We start from the raw sequence: 16969 nt of genomic DNA, 5'->3' as shown, positions 1-16969 counted from the left end.
GCCCGACAGCGTCAGTTCGAGGCGACCGGCTTCTCTTGCGGCACCGGGCGGGCGAGCCGGCCCTCCTCGGCCTTGTGGAAATATTGCGAGGCGACCAGCCAGCCCTTGAGCGGCTGCAAGGGCGGGATGCAGGTCAGCAGGATCAGCGGCAGCGTCGTGACCAGATGCACCCAGGTCGGCGGGTTGTAATTCAGCTCCAGCCAGAGCGGGAAGGCCGCGGCCGGAATGCAGACGAACATCATCACGAAGAAGGCCGGGCCGTCGGCGGGATCGGCGAAGGAATAATCCAGGCCGCAATTCTCGCATTTCGGCTTCAGCTTCAGGAAGCCCTCGAACATCTTGCCCTGCCCGCAGCGCGGGCAGCGGCCGCGCAGGCCGGTCTTGAGCGGAGAGAGTGGCGGCCAGTGCTCGCCGGACATGGAATGTCTCCTCAGGATGGCGCCGTTCGTTCGGCGTCGCCCTTCAGATCGCGCTCGATACAGACAATGTCAAGATTGTATGCATCGTGGCCGGCTGCCTGCGCGGATCGGTCGCGGGGCAGAGGCGCCTCCTATCCAACCAAATGCGGGGCATCCCGGGTCTTCGCGTCAATGAAAAGCTCCGGAGGCCGAGGCCAATGAAGAGCGTCATTCTCGGGCTTGACCCGAGAATCTCCGGCAAATGAGGCACAGGAGCCTCCTCCGGGAGGAGATGCTCGGGTCAAGCCCAAGCATGACGGCGGAGGCGCTCCGGCGGTGATGACTTGCGCCTATTGGGAGAGCGCTGCGCCAACCCGTCTCAGATATGCAGCGCGTGGCCCAGCGCCTTCATCGCGGCTTCCGGGAAGGCTTCGCCCAGCGTCGGATGAGCGTGGATCGTGCCGGCGATATCCTGCAAGGTCGCGCCCATCTCGATCGCGAGCCCGAAGGCGGCCGACAGCTCGGAAACGCCCTGCCCCACCGCCTGAATGCCAAGCACGAGATCGCTGCCGGCCTGCGCGACCACGCGCACGAAACCGGCCTCGCCATGGCGGGTCATGGCCCTGCCATTCGCGGCGAAGGGGAACTGGCCGATCTTGAGCTCGTGCCCGGCGCGCTTGGCCTCGTCCGGCGAGAGGCCGACCGAGACGATCTCGGGATCGGTGAAGCAGATCGCCGCGATGCCGCGCTTGTCCCAGGCACGGGGTAAGCCGGCGACGATCTCCGCCACCATCTCGCCCTGCGCCATCGCGCGATGCGCCAGCATCGGCTCGCCGGTGACGTCGCCGATGGCGTAGATGCCGCGCATCGCCGTCTCGCAGCGCTCGCCGATACGGATGAAGCGGCCATCCATGTCGAGCACGAGGTTTTCGAGGCTTAAGCCCTCGGTGACCGGCTTGCGGCCAACCGTGACCAGGATCTTGTCGGCCGGCAGCGCGCGCTCCTTGCCGTCCGCCGTCTCGATGCGCAGGCCATCGCCCTTGGGCGTGGGGCCGAGCGCCTTGGCCCCGGTCAGCACCTCGACACCGAGCGCGGTCAGGCGCTTGGAGATCGGGCCCGTCAATTCGGCATCGTAGAGCGGCAGGATCTTGTCCTGCGCCTCGACGACCGTGACCTTGGCGCCGAGCTTGGCGAAGGCGGTGCCCAGTTCCAGCCCGATATAGCCGCCGCCGACCACGACGAGGCGCTTCGGCACCTCGGTCAGCGCCAGCGCGCCAGTCGAGGAGATGACATTGCCGCCAAAGGGCAGGAAAGGCAGTTCCACGGGCGCGGAGCCGGTGGCGATGACGATGGCCTCGGCCTGGATCGTCTTCGGGCCGGTCTCGGTCTCGACGACGACCGTCTTGCCGTCGCGGAAATGGGCGCGGCCATGGACGATCTTGACCTTGGCCTTGCGCAGCAGCGCCGCGACGCCGTTGTTGAGGCGCTGGACGATGCCGTCCTTCCAGGCCACGGCCTGCTTCAGGTCTAGCTTCGGCTCGGCTGCGGTCAGGCCGAAGGGCGTCTTGCCGGCGGCGGCTTCCGCCGCCTTCTCGAACTCCTCGGCGACATGGATCATCGCCTTGGAGGGGATGCAGCCGACATTAAGGCAGGAGCCGCCGAGCTTTGTGCTCTCGACGATGACGGTGTCGATGCCGAGCTGGCCGGCGCGAATGGCGCAGACATAGCCTCCTGGGCCGGCGCCGATGACGAGGAGCTTGCAGGTGATTTCAGTCATGGGCAGCGCTCCTCAGATGTCCACGAAGAGCGTGGCCGGGTTCTCCAGCAGCTCCTTCAGCCGCTGCACGAAGACGGCGGCGTCCCAGCCGTCGATGACGCGATGGTCGAAGCTGGAGGAGAGGTTCATCATCTTGCGTGGCACGAAGGTGGTGCCGTCCCATACCGGGCGCACGACCATCTTGTTGACGCCGACGATGGCGACCTCCGGATAGTTGATCACCGGGGTGGTCGCGATGCCGCCGAGCGCGCCCAGCGACGTGATGGTAATGGTCGAGCCGGTCAGCTCGTCCCGCGTCGCGGTGCCCTGCCGGCCGCGCTCGGCAAGGCGATTAAGCTCGATGCCGCAGCCCCAGAGATCGCGCGCTTCGGCATGTTTCACCACAGGTACGATCAGGCCGGTCGGCGTCTGCGTGGCGATGCCGATATTGATCGCGGCATGCTGGCGCACGATGCCGGCATCGTCGTCATAGAGCGCGTTGAGCGCCGGCTGCTCGGCGAGCGCCTTGACCATGGCGCGCATCAGGAAGGGTAAAAGCGTCAGCTTCGGCCGCTCCGGCGTCGGTTTTCTGTTCAGCGTCGCGCGCAAATCCTCCAGCGGCGAGACGTTGATCTCCTCGACGATGGTGATGTGCGGGATGCGCGATTTCGACAGCGCCATCTTCTCGGCGATGCGGCGGCGCAGGCCGACAATCTTAACCTCGGTGATGGCGCTCTGCTCGACGAGCCCGCCGCCACGGGCCGGCTCCGGACCGCGCAGCAGGAAGGCGTCGATATCCTGATGGCTGATGCGGCCGGCAGGGCCCGTGCCCTGGACCTGACGCAGATCGACCCCGGCCTCGCGCGCCTTGAGGCGCACGGCCGGCGAGGCCAGCGGCTTCTCGCCCGGTGCGCGGCGCTGGATGGGGGCGGCGTCCGCACGCATGGGCTTGGGAGCCGGCTGAGGCGGTGCTGTCGGCTTGGCAGGGGCAGCCGGCGCGGCTGGCTTTTCCGCTTTGGGCGCTGGGGCCGCGGAAGCAGCGGCCGGCTTCTCGGCGAGCGCTTCCTCAGCAGGCTCTTCAGCCGCGGCGCCACCCTCCCCCGCCACCTTCAGCTTCACGATGGCCGAGCCGATCGCGACGGTGTCGCCGACCTCGGCGCCGACCCAGGTGACCTCGCCCTCGACCGGCGAGGGAATTTCCACCGTCGCCTTGTCGGTCATAACAGCGGCAAGCAGATCGTCCTCGCGGACGATGTCGCCGACCTTGACGTGCCACTCGACGAGTTCGGCCTCGGCGATGCCCTCGCCGACATCCGGCAGCTTGATGATGCGCTCGGCCATCAGCGTGCCTCCATGATATCGCGCAGCGCCTGTCCGAGGCGGGCGGGGCCGGGGAAATAGTCCCATTCCTGCGCATGCGGATAGGGCGTGTCCCAGCCGGTGACGCGCATCACCGGCGCCTCCAGATGGTAGAAGCAGTGTTCCTGCACCAGCGCCGCAAGCTCGCCGCCGAACCCGGAAGTGAGCGTCGCCTCATGCAGCACGATGCAGCGGCCGGTCTTCTGGACCGAGGCGACGATCGCCTCGAGATCGAGCGGGACGAGCGTGCGCAGGTCGATCACCTCGGCGTCGATGCCGGTGTCCTCGGCCGCGGCCAGCGCGACATGAACCATGGTGCCATAGGCGAGGATGGTGACCGCCGAGCCCTCGCGCCGCGTCACCGCCTTGCCGAGCGGCACGGTGTAATGGCCCTCCGGCACCTCGGCGAGCTCATGCTTCGACCAGGCGGTGACCGGGCGGTCGTGATGGCCGTCGAAGGGGCCGTTATAGAGCCGCTTCGGCTCCAGGAAGATCACCGGATCGGGGTCCTCGATCGCCGCGATCAGCAGGCCCTTGGCGTCGTAAGGGTTGGACGGGACGATCGTCTTCAGGCCGGAGACATGGGTGAAGAGCGCTTCCGGGCTCTGGCTATGGGTCTGGCCGCCGAAGATGCCGCCGCCGGTCGGCATGCGGATCACCATCGGGCAGGTGAAGTCCCCGGCCGAGCGATAGCGCAGGCGGGCAGCCTCCGAGACGATCTGGTCATAGGCTGGGTACATGTAATCCGCGAACTGGATCTCGACGCAGGGCTTGAGGCCGTAGGAGGCCATGCCGATCGCGGTGCCGACGATGCCGGCCTCGCTGATCGGCGCGTCGAAGCAGCGCGACACCCCGTATTTCTGCTGCAGCCCATGGGTGCAGCGGAAGACGCCGCCGAAGAAGCCGACATCCTCGCCGAAGACCACGACATCGTCGTCGCGGCCCATGGAGACGTCCATGGCGGAGCGGATCGCCTCGATCATCGTCATGCGTGCCATCGGGTCAGACTCCGATCTGCTGGCGCTGGCGGCGCAGATGCGGCGGCAGCTCGGCATAGACATCCTCGAAGATGTCGCGCGCCGAGGGCTTGCCGCCGGAATGCAGGGTGCCGAAGCTCTCGGCCTCCTTCTGCGCGGCAATGACGGTGGCGAGGATCTCGGCCTCCGCCTGCTTGTGGCGCTCTTCCGACCAGGCTCCGACCGCGATCAGATGCTGCTTCAGCCGGATCAGCGGGTCGCCCAGAGGCCAATCGTCGGATTCGTGCTTGGGGCGATAGGCGGAGGGGTCGTCCGAGGTGGAATGGGCGCCGGCGCGGTAGGTGACATATTCGACCAGCGTAGGTCCGAGATTGCGGCGGGCACGCTCGACCGCCCATTGCGCCACGGCATAGACCGCGAGGTAGTCGTTGCCGTCGACGCGCAGCGCCGGAATGCCGAAGCCGAGGCCGCGTGCGGCGAAAGTGCCGGAGCCGCCGCGCGCGATGCCCTGGAAGGTCGAGATCGCCCATTGGTTGTTGACGACGTTGAGGACGACGGGGGCCTTGTAGGTCGAGGCGAAGACCAGCGCGGCGTGGAAATCCGATTCCGCCGTCGAGCCGTCGCCGATCCAGGCGGCGGCGATGCGGGTGTCGTTCTTGATCGCCGAGGCCATCGCCCAGCCGACGGCCTGGACATATTGCGTCGCGAGGTTGCCGGAGATCGAGAAGAAGCCGTGCTCCTTGGAGGAGTACATCACCGGCAATTGCCGGCCCTTCATCGGGTCGCGCTCGTTCGAGTAGATCTGGTTCATCATGTCGACGAGCGGATAATCGTTTGCGATCAGCAGGCCCGCCTGGCGATAGGTCGGAAAGTTCATGTCGCCGGGCTGCAGCGCGATGCGGAAGGCGCAAGACACCGCCTCCTCGCCGGTGTGCTGCATGTAGAACGAGGTCTTGCCCTGGCGCTGCGCCATCTGCATGCGCCCGTCGAAGGTGCGCAACGTCATCATGTGACGCAGGCCGCGGATCAGGTCCTCCTGCGAGAGATCGGGCACCCAGGGGCCGACCGCCTCGCCCTCGCGGTCGAGCACGCGGATGATCGAATAGGCGAGGTCGCGGATATCCTTGGGGTCGACATCGACCGGCGGGCGCGCCACGGAGCCGGCCTTGGGGATCACGACATGGGAGAAGTCCGGCTTCTCGCCGGGGCGGCTCGCCGGTTTGGGGACATGGAACTGCAGCGGCTGGGTTGCTGCCGGCGCCTGGCCCGACTTGTCGCTGCTCATGAGCGCCTCCATCCCTAACGCCGCCAGCATTCCGCCTTCGCGCGCATCCCGCAAGCGCCTGTGGCGCTCTTCAGAGATGCGGCAGGACGCACAGCCGGCCGGCAATCGTTCCCCTTGCAACCAACGCTAGCGGGGACGGTTCGGAGGTTCATTCCGAATTTGCCGGCAACGGCGAAATCAGGCAGAAGAAATTCCCGCTCGTGTCATCATTTTCAGAATGATCGTCCGATGAACAAAAAGAGCCAGAACGGTCCTGCTCTCGATCTGATCGATCGCAAGATTCTCGCTGCGTTGCGAGATGACGGGCGGCTGACGACGCAGGCCCTGGCCGAAAAGGTCGGGCTTTCGCCCTCGCCCTGCTGGACGCGGGTGAAGCGGCTGGAGGAATCCGGCGCGATCGAGAAATATGTCGCCCTGCTCGACCACAAGGCGCTGGGCTACAACAACATCGTCTTCGTCGAAATCACGCTCGACAAGCATGACGACAAGGTGCTGGACCAGTGCGGCGAGGCACTGAGCCGGGCGCCGGAGGTGGTCGAGGCGCATCTGGTCACCGGCGAATACGACTACCTCGCCAAGGTTGTGGTCAGCGGCACCGACCATTACGAGCGCTTCCTGCGCGGAACGATCTACCGCATTCCCGGCGTGCGCCAGACGCGGACGACCTTCGGGTTGCGGGCGCTGAAGCGGACGCTGTCGGTCGATCCGCTGAAGGTGGTGGGGTAAGCATTCAAACGCCGTCATTCCGGGCGCAGCGAAGCGGAGACCCGGAATCCATCATGGAGCGCGACGCCCTTCGATGGATTCCGGATCGGCGCGGCTTCGCCGCTTGTCCGGAATGACGGCGTCAGGTCCTCAGGCCAGCATCTCCCGCACCAGCGGCACGACCTTCTCGCCGTAGAGCCGGATGCACTCCATCGCCTTCTCATGCGCCAGCGGGCCGGCGCTGTACTTGAGCTGGAAGCGGGCGATGCCCAGCCCCTTGGCCGTTGAGGCGATCTTGCGGGCGACCGTCTCGGGCGAGCCGAGATAGAGCGAGCCGCGCGCGACCTCCTGCTCGAACTCGTCGCGGCCCATCGGCGGCCAGCCGCGCTCGGCGCCGATGCGGTCGCGCATCTGCTTGTAGGCCGGGAAGAACTCCTCCTTGGCCTGCTCGTCGGTCGCGGCGACATAGCCCGGCGAATGCACGCCGACGGGCTTGGCCGGCTTGCCGATCTGGCCATAGGCGCGGTGGTACAAGTCGACGAACGGCTTGAAGCGCAGCGGGTCGCCGCCGATGATGGCGAGCATCAGGGGCAGGTCGTAGCGCACGGCGCGCACCACCGATTCCGGGCTGCCGCCGACGCCGATCCAGGTCTTGAGCGGGCCGTTCTCGACCGGCGGATAGACGAGCTGGTCCTTCAGCGGCGGCCGGATCGAGCCCTGCCAGGTCAACGGCTCCTGCGGCAGCAGGCCGACGAAGAGATCGAGCTTCTCCTCGAAAAGCTTCTCGTAATCGCGCAGGTCGAGCCCGAAGAGCGGGAAGGACTCCGTGAAGGAGCCGCGACCGAGAATGACCTCGGCGCGCCCGTTCGAGAGCGCATCGACCGTCGAAAAGCGCTGGAAGACGCGGATCGGATCGTCCGAGCTCAGCACGGTGACGGCCGAGCCGAGCTTGATCCGGCTGGTGCGCGTGGCCATGCCGGCCAGCACCGTCTCCGGCGAGGAGACCGCAAAATCGGCCCGGTGATGCTCGCCGACGCCGATGAAATCGATACCGACCTGATCGGCCAGGACGGCTTCCTCGACGAGATTGCGGATCACCTGCGCGTGCGACAGCGGCTTGCCGTCCGCCCCGTTGGTGACGTCGCCGAAGGTGTCGAGTCCGAATTCCAGGTCCTGTGCCATGTTCATCCCGAGGCCGCGACGCGACCCTTTGCCTGCCGGCCATCCCGGCCTCCCGCAGTTAGGGTCGAGATTGCCGCAGCGCAATTCTTGGGGCGTTGCCCGGCCAGCAACAGCCTGTTTGCAGGAATGCAACCGCCACGCTTGCATCGCCCGCGCAAGCTGCCGATGCTCGGGCGCGCGGCGCTCTCGGCCGCCTCCGAGCCGAAGCCATGATCATTCGCCAATTGGTCTATCTCGATGCGCTCGCGCGCGAAAAACATTTCCGCCGCGCGGCCGAGGCCTGCCATGTCTCGCAGCCGACGCTTTCGGCCGCGATCGTGCAGCTCGAGGAAGAGCTCGGCGTGATGATCGTCGAGCGCGGGCGGCGCTTCCAGGGCTTCACCAAGGAGGGCGAGGTCGTGCTCGCCCATGCCCGGCGCATCCTGGCCGAGGCCGAGGTGATGAAGGATTCGATCGCCGAACTGCGCGAGGGCGTCTCCGGCCGGATCAGGCTCGGCGCGATCCCGACCGCGCTGCCGATGATCGCCCATATCACCGCGCCCTTCTCGGAGCGCTATCCGGCGGTGTCGCTCACCGTGCTTTCGCTGACCTCGCAGGAGATCCAGCAGGGCATCGACGATTTCGAGCTCGATGTCGGGCTGACCTATCTCGACAACGAGCCGCTCGACCGGGTGATCTCGAAGCCGATCTACCAGGAATCCTATGTGCTGCTGACCCGCGAGGACGGGCCGTTCGGCGCGTGCGACACCATCACCTGGGCCGAGGCCGCCGAGCAGAAGCTCTGCCTGCTGACCGGCGACATGCAGAACCGGCGCATCATCGACGGCATCTTCCGCTCGGTCGGCACGGCGCCGCGCCCGATGATCGAGACCAACTCGATCTTCAACCTCTGCTCGCATGCCGGCATCCAGGGCATCGCCAGCATCGTCTCGCTGCAATTGCTGGAATTCTTCGGCGTACCGCTCGGCACGCGGGCGCTGTCGCTGGTGGAGCCGGAGGCGCAGCGCACGATCGGGCTGATCGTGGCGGACCGGCAGCCGGTGGCGCCGCTCGCGCGCAATCTGCTGATGATGACGAAGCCGGTCACCGATGCCGGGCTGCCTCGCCGCCCCATCGTTCGATAGTCTTCGCCTATCGTCTTAGAAGCAGCGCAGCATTGTGCAGCGCAAAACGGCCCTCCGGGAGATTTTTTGGAGCTTGGCAAACCTGCCGCATGGCGGAAGCGTACCCTCATCGCGTATTTTGATAGCTCAAAACTATCACGCATTCGAAAGAAACGATTTGAAATCATTCTAGTTTCAACCACCCTCCCCTTAACGAGCGTCCGGCGAACCGGGCCTATGGAGGAAAGATGGCGGCTTATCCGGCCTGGGATCAGGACAGTGCGCGCATGATCGTGGCGGGACTGGCGCATCTGGAAGGCGCCACGCTGCCGATGCTGCATGCCCTTCAGGACGAGTTCGGCTATGTCGATCCGCAGGCCGTGCCTTTGATCGCGGAAGCGCTTAACCTGTCGCGCGCCGAAGTGCATGGCGCGATCTCCTTCTATCACGACTTCAAGACCGCCCCGCAGCCGGCCCGCGTCATCAAGCTCTGCCGGGCCGAGGCCTGCCAGGCTTTGGGCTGTGAGAGCGTGGTCGACGAGCTTGCCCGCAAGCATGGCATCGCGGTCGACGACCACCATGCCGGCGACGCCATCGTCGAAACGGTGTATTGTCTCGGCAATTGCGCGCTCGGGCCTTCGGCCCTGGTCGATGGCGAGTTGATCGGGCGCGTTGACGCCGCCCGCATCGCCGGGCTCTGCCAGCACGGAAAGGCGCATTCATGAGCGCCGCACCGGTCCGCATCTTCGTTCCCATCGACGCCGCCGCCCTGTCGGTCGGCGCGGAAGCCGTCGCGCAGGCCATCGCCAGCGAAGCGACGACGCGCGGGCTTTCCGTCGAGATCGTCCGCAACGGCTCGCGCGGCATGCTCTGGCTGGAGCCGCTGGTCGAGGTCGAGACGACCGAGGGACGCATCGCCTACGGGCCGGTCGCGGCGAAGGACGTCGCATCGCTGTTCGATGCCGGCTTCGCTTCGGGCGGCGCTCACGCCTTGCGCCTCGGCAAGACCGAGGAGCTGAACTGGATGAAGCGCCAGCAGCGCCTCACCTTCGAGCGCGTCGGCGTCATCGACCCGCTCTCGATTGCCGAATACCGCGCCCATGGCGGCTTCAAGGGGCTGGAGAAGGCGCTGGCGCTCACCGGCGGCGAGATCGTCGAGGCGGTGAAGGCCTCCGGCCTGCGCGGCCGCGGCGGCGCCGGCTTCCCGACCGGCATCAAATGGAAGACCGTCCACGACGCCAAGGCGGAGCAGAAATACATCGTCTGCAATGCCGACGAGGGCGACAGCGGCACCTTCGCCGACCGGATGCTGTTCGAGGGCGACCCCTATCTCGTCATCGAGGGCATGGCGATCGCCGCGATCGCGGTCGGGGCGACGCGCGGCTATATCTATCTGCGCTCGGAATACCCGCATGCCCATCGCATGCTCCAGCGCGCGATCCTGAAGGCGGAAGCCGCCGGACTGATCGGCGCCTCGGTTCTGGGCTCGGAGCATTCATTCCATCTGGAAGTGCGGCTCGGGGCCGGAGCCTACATCTGCGGCGAGGAAACCTCGCTGCTCGAAAGCCTCGAAGGCAAGCGCGCCATCGTCCGGGCCAAGCCCCCGCTGCCGGCCTTGCAAGGACTGTTCGGCAAGCCGACCGTCGTCAACAACGTGCTCTCCTTCGCCGCCGTGCCGTGGATCCTCGACCATGGCGCGCAGGTCTATGCGGATTACGGCATGGGTCGCTCGCGCGGCACGCTGCCGATCCAGCTCGGCGGCAATGTCAGGCGCGGCGGGCTGATCGAACTCGCCTTCGGCATCAGCTTGCGCGAGATCATCGAGGATATGGGCGGCGGCACGCTGTCGGGCCGGCCGATCCGGGCCGTGCAGGTCGGCGGCCCGCTCGGCGCCTATCTCACCGCCGCGCAGCTCGACGTGCAGATGGATTACGAGGCGCTCGCGGCGATGCGGGCGATGCTCGGCCATGGCGGCATCGTCGTGTTCGACGACAGCGTCGACATGGCCAAACAGGCGCGCTTCGCCTTCGAATTCTGCGCCAAGGAAAGCTGCGGCAAGTGCACGCCCTGCCGCATCGGGGCGACGCGCGGCGTCGAGACGATGGACCGCATCATCGCCGGCACTGAGGTGCCGAAGAACATTGCCGTGCTGCGCGATCTCTCGAAGCTGATGACCGACGCCTCGCTCTGCGCCATGGGCGGCCTGACCCCGATGCCAGTGCTGAGCGCGCTCAACCATTTCCCCGAGGATTTCGACCGTCCTCCGCTGCCGCTGGCAGCCGAGTGAGGAGGCCACGATGAGCCTGATCAAGGAAATCGACTACGGCACGCCGATCCGGCTCTCCGAGAAGACGGTGACGCTGACCATCGACGGCCAGAGCGTCACGGTCCCGGCGGGCACCTCGGTGATGGCCGCCGCCATGAGCCTCGGCACCAAGATCCCGAAGCTCTGCGCCACCGACTCGCTCGAACCCTTCGGCTCCTGCCGGCTCTGCCTCGTCGAGATCGAGGGGCGGCGCGGCACGCCGGCCTCCTGCACCACGCCGGCCGAAGAGGGCATGGTCGTCCGCACCCAGTCGGAGAATCTCTCCGGACTGCGCAAGGGCGTGATGGAGCTCTATATCTCCGATCATCCGCTGGACTGCCTGACCTGCTCGGCCAATGGCGATTGCGAATTGCAGGACATGGCCGGCGCGGTCGGCCTGCGCGAAGTCCGCTATGGCTATGAGGGCGAGAACCACGTCTTCGCCAAGGGCCAGGACGGGCTCGCCAACGAGAACTGGCTCGCCAAGGATACGTCGAATCCGTACTTCACCTACGACCCGTCGAAATGCATCGTCTGCAATCGCTGCGTGCGGGCTTGCGAGGAGGTCCAGGGCACCTTCGCGCTGACGATCACCGGGCGCGGCTTCGACTCCCGCGTCGCGGCGGGGCCGACCGATTTCCTGGGATCGGAATGCGTTTCCTGCGGCGCCTGCGTGCAGGCCTGCCCGACAGCGACGCTGATGGAGAACAAGGTCATCGAGCACGGCCAGCCCGAGCATTCGGTGGTGACGACCTGCGCCTATTGCGGCGTCGGCTGCTCGTTCAAGGCGGAGATGCAGGGCGACCGCGTCATCCGCATGGTGCCCTACAAGGACGGCAAGGCGAACGAGGGCCATTCCTGCGTCAAGGGCCGCTTCGCCTGGGGCTATGCGACCCATACCGACCGCATGACCAAGCCGATGATCCGGGCGAAGATCACCGACCCGTGGCGCGAAGTATCATGGGAAGAGGCGATCAATTACGCGGCTTCCGAGTTCAAGCGCATCCAGGCCAAGTACGGCCGTGAATCGGTCGGCGCCATCACCTCGTCGCGCTGCACCAACGAGGAGGTCTTCCTCGTCCAGAAGCTGGTGCGCGCCGCCTTCCGCAACAACAATGTCGATACCTGCGCCCGCGTCTGCCACTCGCCGACCGGCTATGGCCTCAGGACGACGCTCGGCACCTCGGCCGGCACGCAGGACTTCAAGTCCGTCGCCAAGTCCGACGTCATCCTGGTCATCGGCGCGAACCCGACCGACGGGCACCCGGTCTTCGCCTCGCGCATGAAGAAGCGCATCCGCCAGGGCGCCCGCCTGATCGTCGCCGATCCCCGCCGGATCGACATGGTGCAGTCGCCGCATGTGAAGGCGGATTACCACCTGCCGCTGCGCCCCGGCACCAATGTCGCGCTGCTCAATGCGCTGAGCCATGTCGTCGTCACCGAGGGGCTGATCGACGAGGCCTATGTGCGCGAGCGCTGCGATCTCGGCGATTTCGAGCATTGGGCCCGCTTCGTCGCCCGCGAGGAGAACTCGCCGGAAGCGAGCGAGACCTATACCGGCGTGCCGGCGGCGGATGTGCGCGCCGCGGCGCGGCTCTATGCCACCGGCGGCAATGGCGCGATCTATTACGGGCTCGGCGTCACTGAGCACAGCCAGGGCTCGACCACGGTGATGGCGATGGCGAACCTCGCCATGGCGACCGGCAATATCGGGCGCGACGGCGTCGGCATCAATCCGCTGCGCGGGCAGAACAATGTCCAGGGCTCCTGCGACATGGGCTCCTTCCCGCACGAATTTTCGGGCTATCGCCACGTCTCCGACGATTCGACCCGGCAGGTCTTCGAGATGCTCTGGGGCGTGCCGCTCGATCCCGAGCAAGGCCTGCGCATCAACAACATGCTGGACGAGGCGGTCGAGGGCACCTTCAAGGGGCTCTACGTCCAGGGCGAGGACATCGCCCAGTCGGACCCCAATACCAAGCATGTCACGGCGGGCCTCGCCTCGATGGAATGCGTCGTCATCCAGGACATCTTCCTAAACGAGACGGCGAAATACGCCCATGTCTTCCTGCCGGGCGCCTCCTTCCTGGAGAAGGACGGCACCTTCACCAATGCCGAGCGCCGCATCAACCGCGTGCGGCAGGTGATGGCGCCGCTAGCCGGCAAGGACGAGTGGCAGGTCACGATCGATCTGGCCCGCGCGCTGGGCTACGAGATGGCCTATGGTCATCCCAGCGAAATCATGGACGAGATCGCGCGGTTGACGCCGAGCTTCGCCGGCGTCTCCTACGACAAGCTCGACAAGCTCGGCTCGGTGCAGTGGCCCTGCAACGACAAGGCGCCGACCGGGACGCCCTTGATGCATGTCGACCGCTTCGTGCGCGGCAAGGGCAAGTTCATGATCACCGAATACGTCCCGACCGACGAACGGACCGGGCCGCGCTTCCCGCTGCTGCTCACCACGGGTCGCATCCTCTCGCAATACAATGTCGGCGCGCAGACACGGCGCACCGAGAACGGCGCCTGGCATGACGAGGACGTGCTGGAGATCCATCCCTTCGACGCCGAAAGCCGCGGCATCCGTGACGGCGATCTCGTCGCGCTCGCCAGCCGCTCGGGCGATATCGCGCTCCGGGCTGTGATTTCCGAGCGGATGCAGCCGGGCGTGGTCTATACGACCTTCCACCACGCCAAGACCGGCGCCAACGTCATCACCAGCGATTATTCGGACTGGGCGACGAACTGCCCGGAATACAAGGTCACCGCCGTCGACGTCCGGCGCACGAATGCTTATTCCGCCTGGCAGGAGAAGAATTTCGAAGAGGACGTGACCTTGCGCCGGATCGCGGAGCGCCTGCCCGATGCCGCGGAATAATCCGCCAGCCCAGCCGCCGGCCTCGGCCGCCGTCACGGCCCGGCCGCTGCGCTTCGGCGCGCCGCAGGACGACGCGCGCGAGATCGAGGTCGCGGTCGAGACGCCGATCAACATCGTCTATGGCAACATGCCCTATGCGGTGATGATGGCGAGCCCGTCCGATCTCGAGGATTTCGTTACCGGTTTCAGCCTGACCGAAGGCATCGTGCGCGGCGCGGACGAAATCCGGGGCATCGCGGTCGAGCCGAAGGACGAGGGCGTCATCGTCACCGTCGAGCTCGCACCGGGCCGCTTCCGCGAGCATCTGGCGCGGCGGCGCAATCTCTCGGGCCGGACCTCCTGCGGGCTTTGCGGGGTCGAGACCATCGAAGAAATTCCGATGGCCGATGCGGCGACGCGGGCTTCGCGCGCCGTCTCCGCCTCGGCGATCGAGGCCGCGCTCACCGCGCTCGACAAGCACCAGCCGCTGAACCAGCTCACCCGCGCCGTCCATGCCGCCGCCTGGTGCGATGCTTCCGGCGCGATCCTGGCCGTGCGCGAGGATGTCGGCCGGCACAACGCCCTCGACAAGCTGATCGGCGCGCGGCTCCGCGCCGGGGCGGATGCCGGCGAAGGCTTCCTGCTCGTCACCAGCCGCGCCTCCTTCGAGATGGTCGAGAAGGCCGCGATCTTCGGCGCGGGGACGCTGGTCGCGATCTCCGCGCCGACCTCGCTCGCGATCGAGCGGGCCCGGCATCTCGGCCTGACGCTCGCCGCGGTCGCACGGCGCGACGGCTGCATCGTCTTCACCGGTGCGCTCGCGCCCGAACCTGAGACGATCGCCCGATGACGGAGGCCGGCCTGACCATCGATCACCACGCCGAAAACGTCGAGAAGCTCCGGCGCATGGCCGGGCAGATCGCCGATTTCTTCAAGGCCTATCCGGAGGCGGAGGCCGCCCGCTCCGTCGCCGACCATATCAACCAGTTCTGGACCGGACGGATGCGCGGGGATTTCCTCGCCGCCTTCACCGACCGGCCGGAGGACCTCACGCCCCTGCTGCGGCATGCCATGCCGCTGATCAGGCCGGGGCGCGCAGGGTAGCAGCCAGACGCCGGCTCTGCCGGCGACGAGAGATGACAACGAGCTGGGACCCTACCCGGCCCGAACGGCGAAGCCATGGGGAAAGGAACCGGGGAATGAGTGTCGCACAGGATATCGGACAGGTCGGGGGCGGCGTCGGCCTGCTCGATCGTGAACGGACCATCGCCAAGGCCGGCTTCAACCGCTGGCTGGTGCCGCCGGCTGCGCTCTGCATCCATCTGTGCATCGGCATGGCCTATGGCTTCTCGGTGTTCTGGCTGCCGCTGAGCCAGGCGATCGGCATCACCAAGCCCGTCGCCTGCGCCGCGGATGTCGGCCTGATCGGCTCGCTGTTCACCACGGCCTGCGACTGGAAGGTCGCCGATCTCGGCTGGATGTACACGCTGTTCTTCGTCTTCCTCGGTTCCTCCGCCGCGATCTGGGGCGGCTGGCTGGAGCGCGTCGGCCCGCGCAAGGCGGCCTTCGTCTCGACCTTGTGCTGGTGCGGCGGCCTCCTGATCTCGGCGCTCGGCATCTACTGGCACCAGCTCTGGCTGATGTGGCTGGGCTCCGGCGTGATCGGCGGCATCGGGCTCGGCCTCGGCTATATCTCGCCGGTCTCGACCCTGGTGAAATGGTTCCCGGACCGGCGCGGCATGGCGACCGGCATGGCGATCATGGGCTTCGGCGGCGGCGCGATGATCGGCTCGCCGCTGGCGGACATGCTGATGAACTATTTCAAGACTCCGGCCTCGGTCGGCGTCTGGCAGACCTTCGTCGCGATGGCCGCGATCTATTTCGTCTTCATGATGGCCGGCACCTTCGGCTATCGCGTGCCCCCGGCGAACTGGCGCCCCGACGGCTGGACCCCGCCGGCGACGCAGAACGCGATGATCACCTCGGGCCATGTCCATCTCCAGAACGCGCACAAGACGCCGCAGTTCTGGCTGATCTGGGCGGTGCTCTGCCTCAACGTCTCCGCCGGCATCGGCGTGCTCGGCATGGCCTCGCCGATGTTGCAGGAGATCTTCGCGGGCAAGCTGATCGGCCAGCCGGAGATCGGCTTCGCCGCGCTCGACGCCGGGCAGAAGACGCAGATCGCCACGATCGCGGCGGCCTTCGTCGGCCTGCTCTCGCTGTTCAACATCGTCGGGCGCTTCTTCTGGGCCTCGCTCTCGGACAAGCTCGGCCGCAAGCTGACCTATGCCACCTTCTTCGGGCTCGGCATCCTGCTCTATGCGCTTTCGCCCTGGGCGGCGCATGCCGGGTCGCTGGCGCTCTTCGTCGGCTTCTTCTGCATCATCCTGTCGATGTATGGCGGCGGCTTCGCGACGGTGCCGGCCTATCTCGCCGACATGTTCGGCACGCAGTTCGTCGGCGCCATCCATGGCCGCCTGCTGACGGCGTGGTCGACTGCCGGCATCATCGGCCCGGTCGTGGTGAACTATATCCGCGAGGCGCAGATCAATGCCGGCGTGCCGCGCGCGCAGGTCTATGACCGCACCATGTACATCCTCGCCGGCATGCTGGTGCTCGGCTTCCTCTGCAACCTGCTGATCCGCCCGGTCGCGGCGAAGTGGTTCATGAAGGATGCCGAGGTCGCGGCGCTGCAGGCCCGGACCGCCAATGCCAGCGCGACCGCGCATTACGGCTCCCACGGCATCGGCAAGGGCGGCTTCAATGGTCCGGCCCTCCTGGCCTGGGCCGTGGTCGGCCTGCCGATCGCCTGGGGCGTCTGGATCACGCTGTCGAAGTCGCTGGCGCTGTTCCGCTGAGCGAAGCGCGAACGTCAGTTATCGAGAAAAGCCCGCATCGAGCGATCGATGCGGGCTTCTCCATTAGACATGGTCGGAGGGCCCGATGGGTTTCGCCGACGAATGGAAGGGCGGCATGGCATGCGCCCAGCCAACGTCTCCGGGCCGCGGGTTCGCTGCTGACAGCCGGCAGCCCCTCAATAGGGGT

Annotated in this window: 14 protein-coding genes; 8 read left to right on the top strand and 6 right to left on the bottom strand. The window is 66.9% G+C overall.

Going from position 1 to position 16969, the window contains the following annotated elements:
* Positions 1-11: 11 nt before the first annotated feature.
* The 5 genes from JHD80_RS11420 to JHD80_RS11400 form a co-directional block, all read right to left on the bottom strand.
* The gene (locus JHD80_RS11420; RefSeq protein ID WP_199087114.1) at positions 12-419 is read right to left on the bottom strand and encodes a DUF983 domain-containing protein; all 408 of its coding nucleotides are present in this window, start codon (positions 417-419) and stop codon (positions 12-14) included.
* Between the two features lie 358 nt (positions 420-777).
* Positions 778-2175 carry a dihydrolipoyl dehydrogenase gene (gene lpdA, locus JHD80_RS11415; protein ID WP_199087113.1) on the bottom strand — a complete coding sequence of 466 codons (1398 nt, stop codon included), beginning with the start codon at positions 2173-2175 and terminating at the stop codon, positions 778-780.
* 12 nt (positions 2176-2187) lie between these two features.
* A complete protein-coding gene (locus tag JHD80_RS11410; RefSeq protein WP_199087112.1) occupies positions 2188-3495 on the bottom strand; it encodes a dihydrolipoamide acetyltransferase family protein in 1308 nt (435 codons plus the stop codon).
* On the bottom strand, positions 3495-4511 hold the full coding sequence (locus tag JHD80_RS11405; protein ID WP_199087111.1) for an alpha-ketoacid dehydrogenase subunit beta: 1017 nt from the start codon (positions 4509-4511) through the stop codon (positions 3495-3497). The genes JHD80_RS11410 and JHD80_RS11405 overlap by 1 nt, the downstream gene beginning before the upstream one ends.
* Positions 4512-4515: 4 nt before the next feature.
* Positions 4516-5775, bottom strand: coding sequence for a 3-methyl-2-oxobutanoate dehydrogenase (2-methylpropanoyl-transferring) subunit alpha (locus tag JHD80_RS11400; protein ID WP_199087110.1), 1260 nt, complete (start codon positions 5773-5775; stop codon positions 4516-4518).
* Positions 5776-6003: 228 nt separating this feature from the next.
* On the opposite strand from JHD80_RS11400, the gene JHD80_RS11395 reads away from it, so the two are divergent.
* Positions 6004-6501, top strand: a complete 498-nt coding sequence (locus JHD80_RS11395) for an Lrp/AsnC family transcriptional regulator (protein ID WP_061968714.1) — start codon at positions 6004-6006, stop codon at positions 6499-6501.
* Between the two features lie 129 nt (positions 6502-6630).
* Here the strand turns inward: JHD80_RS11395 and JHD80_RS11390 are convergent, their stop codons facing one another.
* Positions 6631-7662: an LLM class flavin-dependent oxidoreductase gene (locus JHD80_RS11390; protein ID WP_199087109.1), complete on the bottom strand. Its 1032-nt coding sequence runs from the start codon at positions 7660-7662 to the stop codon at positions 6631-6633.
* 209 nt (positions 7663-7871) lie between these two features.
* Here JHD80_RS11390 and JHD80_RS11385 point away from each other — a divergent pair, with 209 nt between their 5' ends.
* The 7 genes from JHD80_RS11385 to JHD80_RS11355 all read left to right on the top strand — a co-directional run bounded on the left by JHD80_RS11385 (position 7872) and on the right by JHD80_RS11355 (position 16782).
* Positions 7872-8786, top strand: a complete 915-nt coding sequence (locus JHD80_RS11385; protein ID WP_210339868.1) for a LysR family transcriptional regulator — start codon at positions 7872-7874, stop codon at positions 8784-8786.
* A gap of 227 nt (positions 8787-9013) precedes the next feature.
* Positions 9014-9490, top strand: coding sequence for an NAD(P)H-dependent oxidoreductase subunit E (locus JHD80_RS11380; RefSeq protein ID WP_199087108.1), 477 nt, complete (start codon positions 9014-9016; stop codon positions 9488-9490).
* Positions 9487-11052, top strand: a complete 1566-nt coding sequence (locus JHD80_RS11375) for a formate dehydrogenase beta subunit (RefSeq protein ID WP_199087106.1) — start codon at positions 9487-9489, stop codon at positions 11050-11052. The genes JHD80_RS11380 and JHD80_RS11375 overlap by 4 nt, the downstream gene beginning before the upstream one ends.
* 10 nt (positions 11053-11062) lie before the next feature.
* The gene (gene fdhF / locus JHD80_RS11370) at positions 11063-13945 is read left to right on the top strand and encodes a formate dehydrogenase subunit alpha (protein ID WP_199087105.1); all 2883 of its coding nucleotides are present in this window, start codon (positions 11063-11065) and stop codon (positions 13943-13945) included.
* On the top strand, positions 13932-14774 hold the full coding sequence (gene fdhD, locus JHD80_RS11365) for a formate dehydrogenase accessory sulfurtransferase FdhD (RefSeq protein ID WP_199087104.1): 843 nt from the start codon (positions 13932-13934) through the stop codon (positions 14772-14774). The genes fdhF and fdhD overlap by 14 nt, the downstream gene beginning before the upstream one ends.
* Positions 14771-15028, top strand: a complete 258-nt coding sequence (locus tag JHD80_RS11360) for a formate dehydrogenase subunit delta (RefSeq protein WP_248311502.1) — start codon at positions 14771-14773, stop codon at positions 15026-15028. The genes fdhD and JHD80_RS11360 overlap by 4 nt, the downstream gene beginning before the upstream one ends.
* A 95-nt stretch (positions 15029-15123) precedes the next feature.
* The gene (locus JHD80_RS11355) at positions 15124-16782 is read left to right on the top strand and encodes an OFA family MFS transporter (RefSeq protein WP_199087103.1); all 1659 of its coding nucleotides are present in this window, start codon (positions 15124-15126) and stop codon (positions 16780-16782) included.
* The last annotated feature ends 187 nt before the right edge of the window (positions 16783-16969 follow it).

This window comes from Allobosea sp. ASV33, assembly GCF_016428755.1.
Classification (GTDB): Bacteria; Pseudomonadota; Alphaproteobacteria; order Rhizobiales; family Beijerinckiaceae; genus Allobosea.
This window is presented reverse-complemented; position numbering and strand designations above follow the sequence as displayed.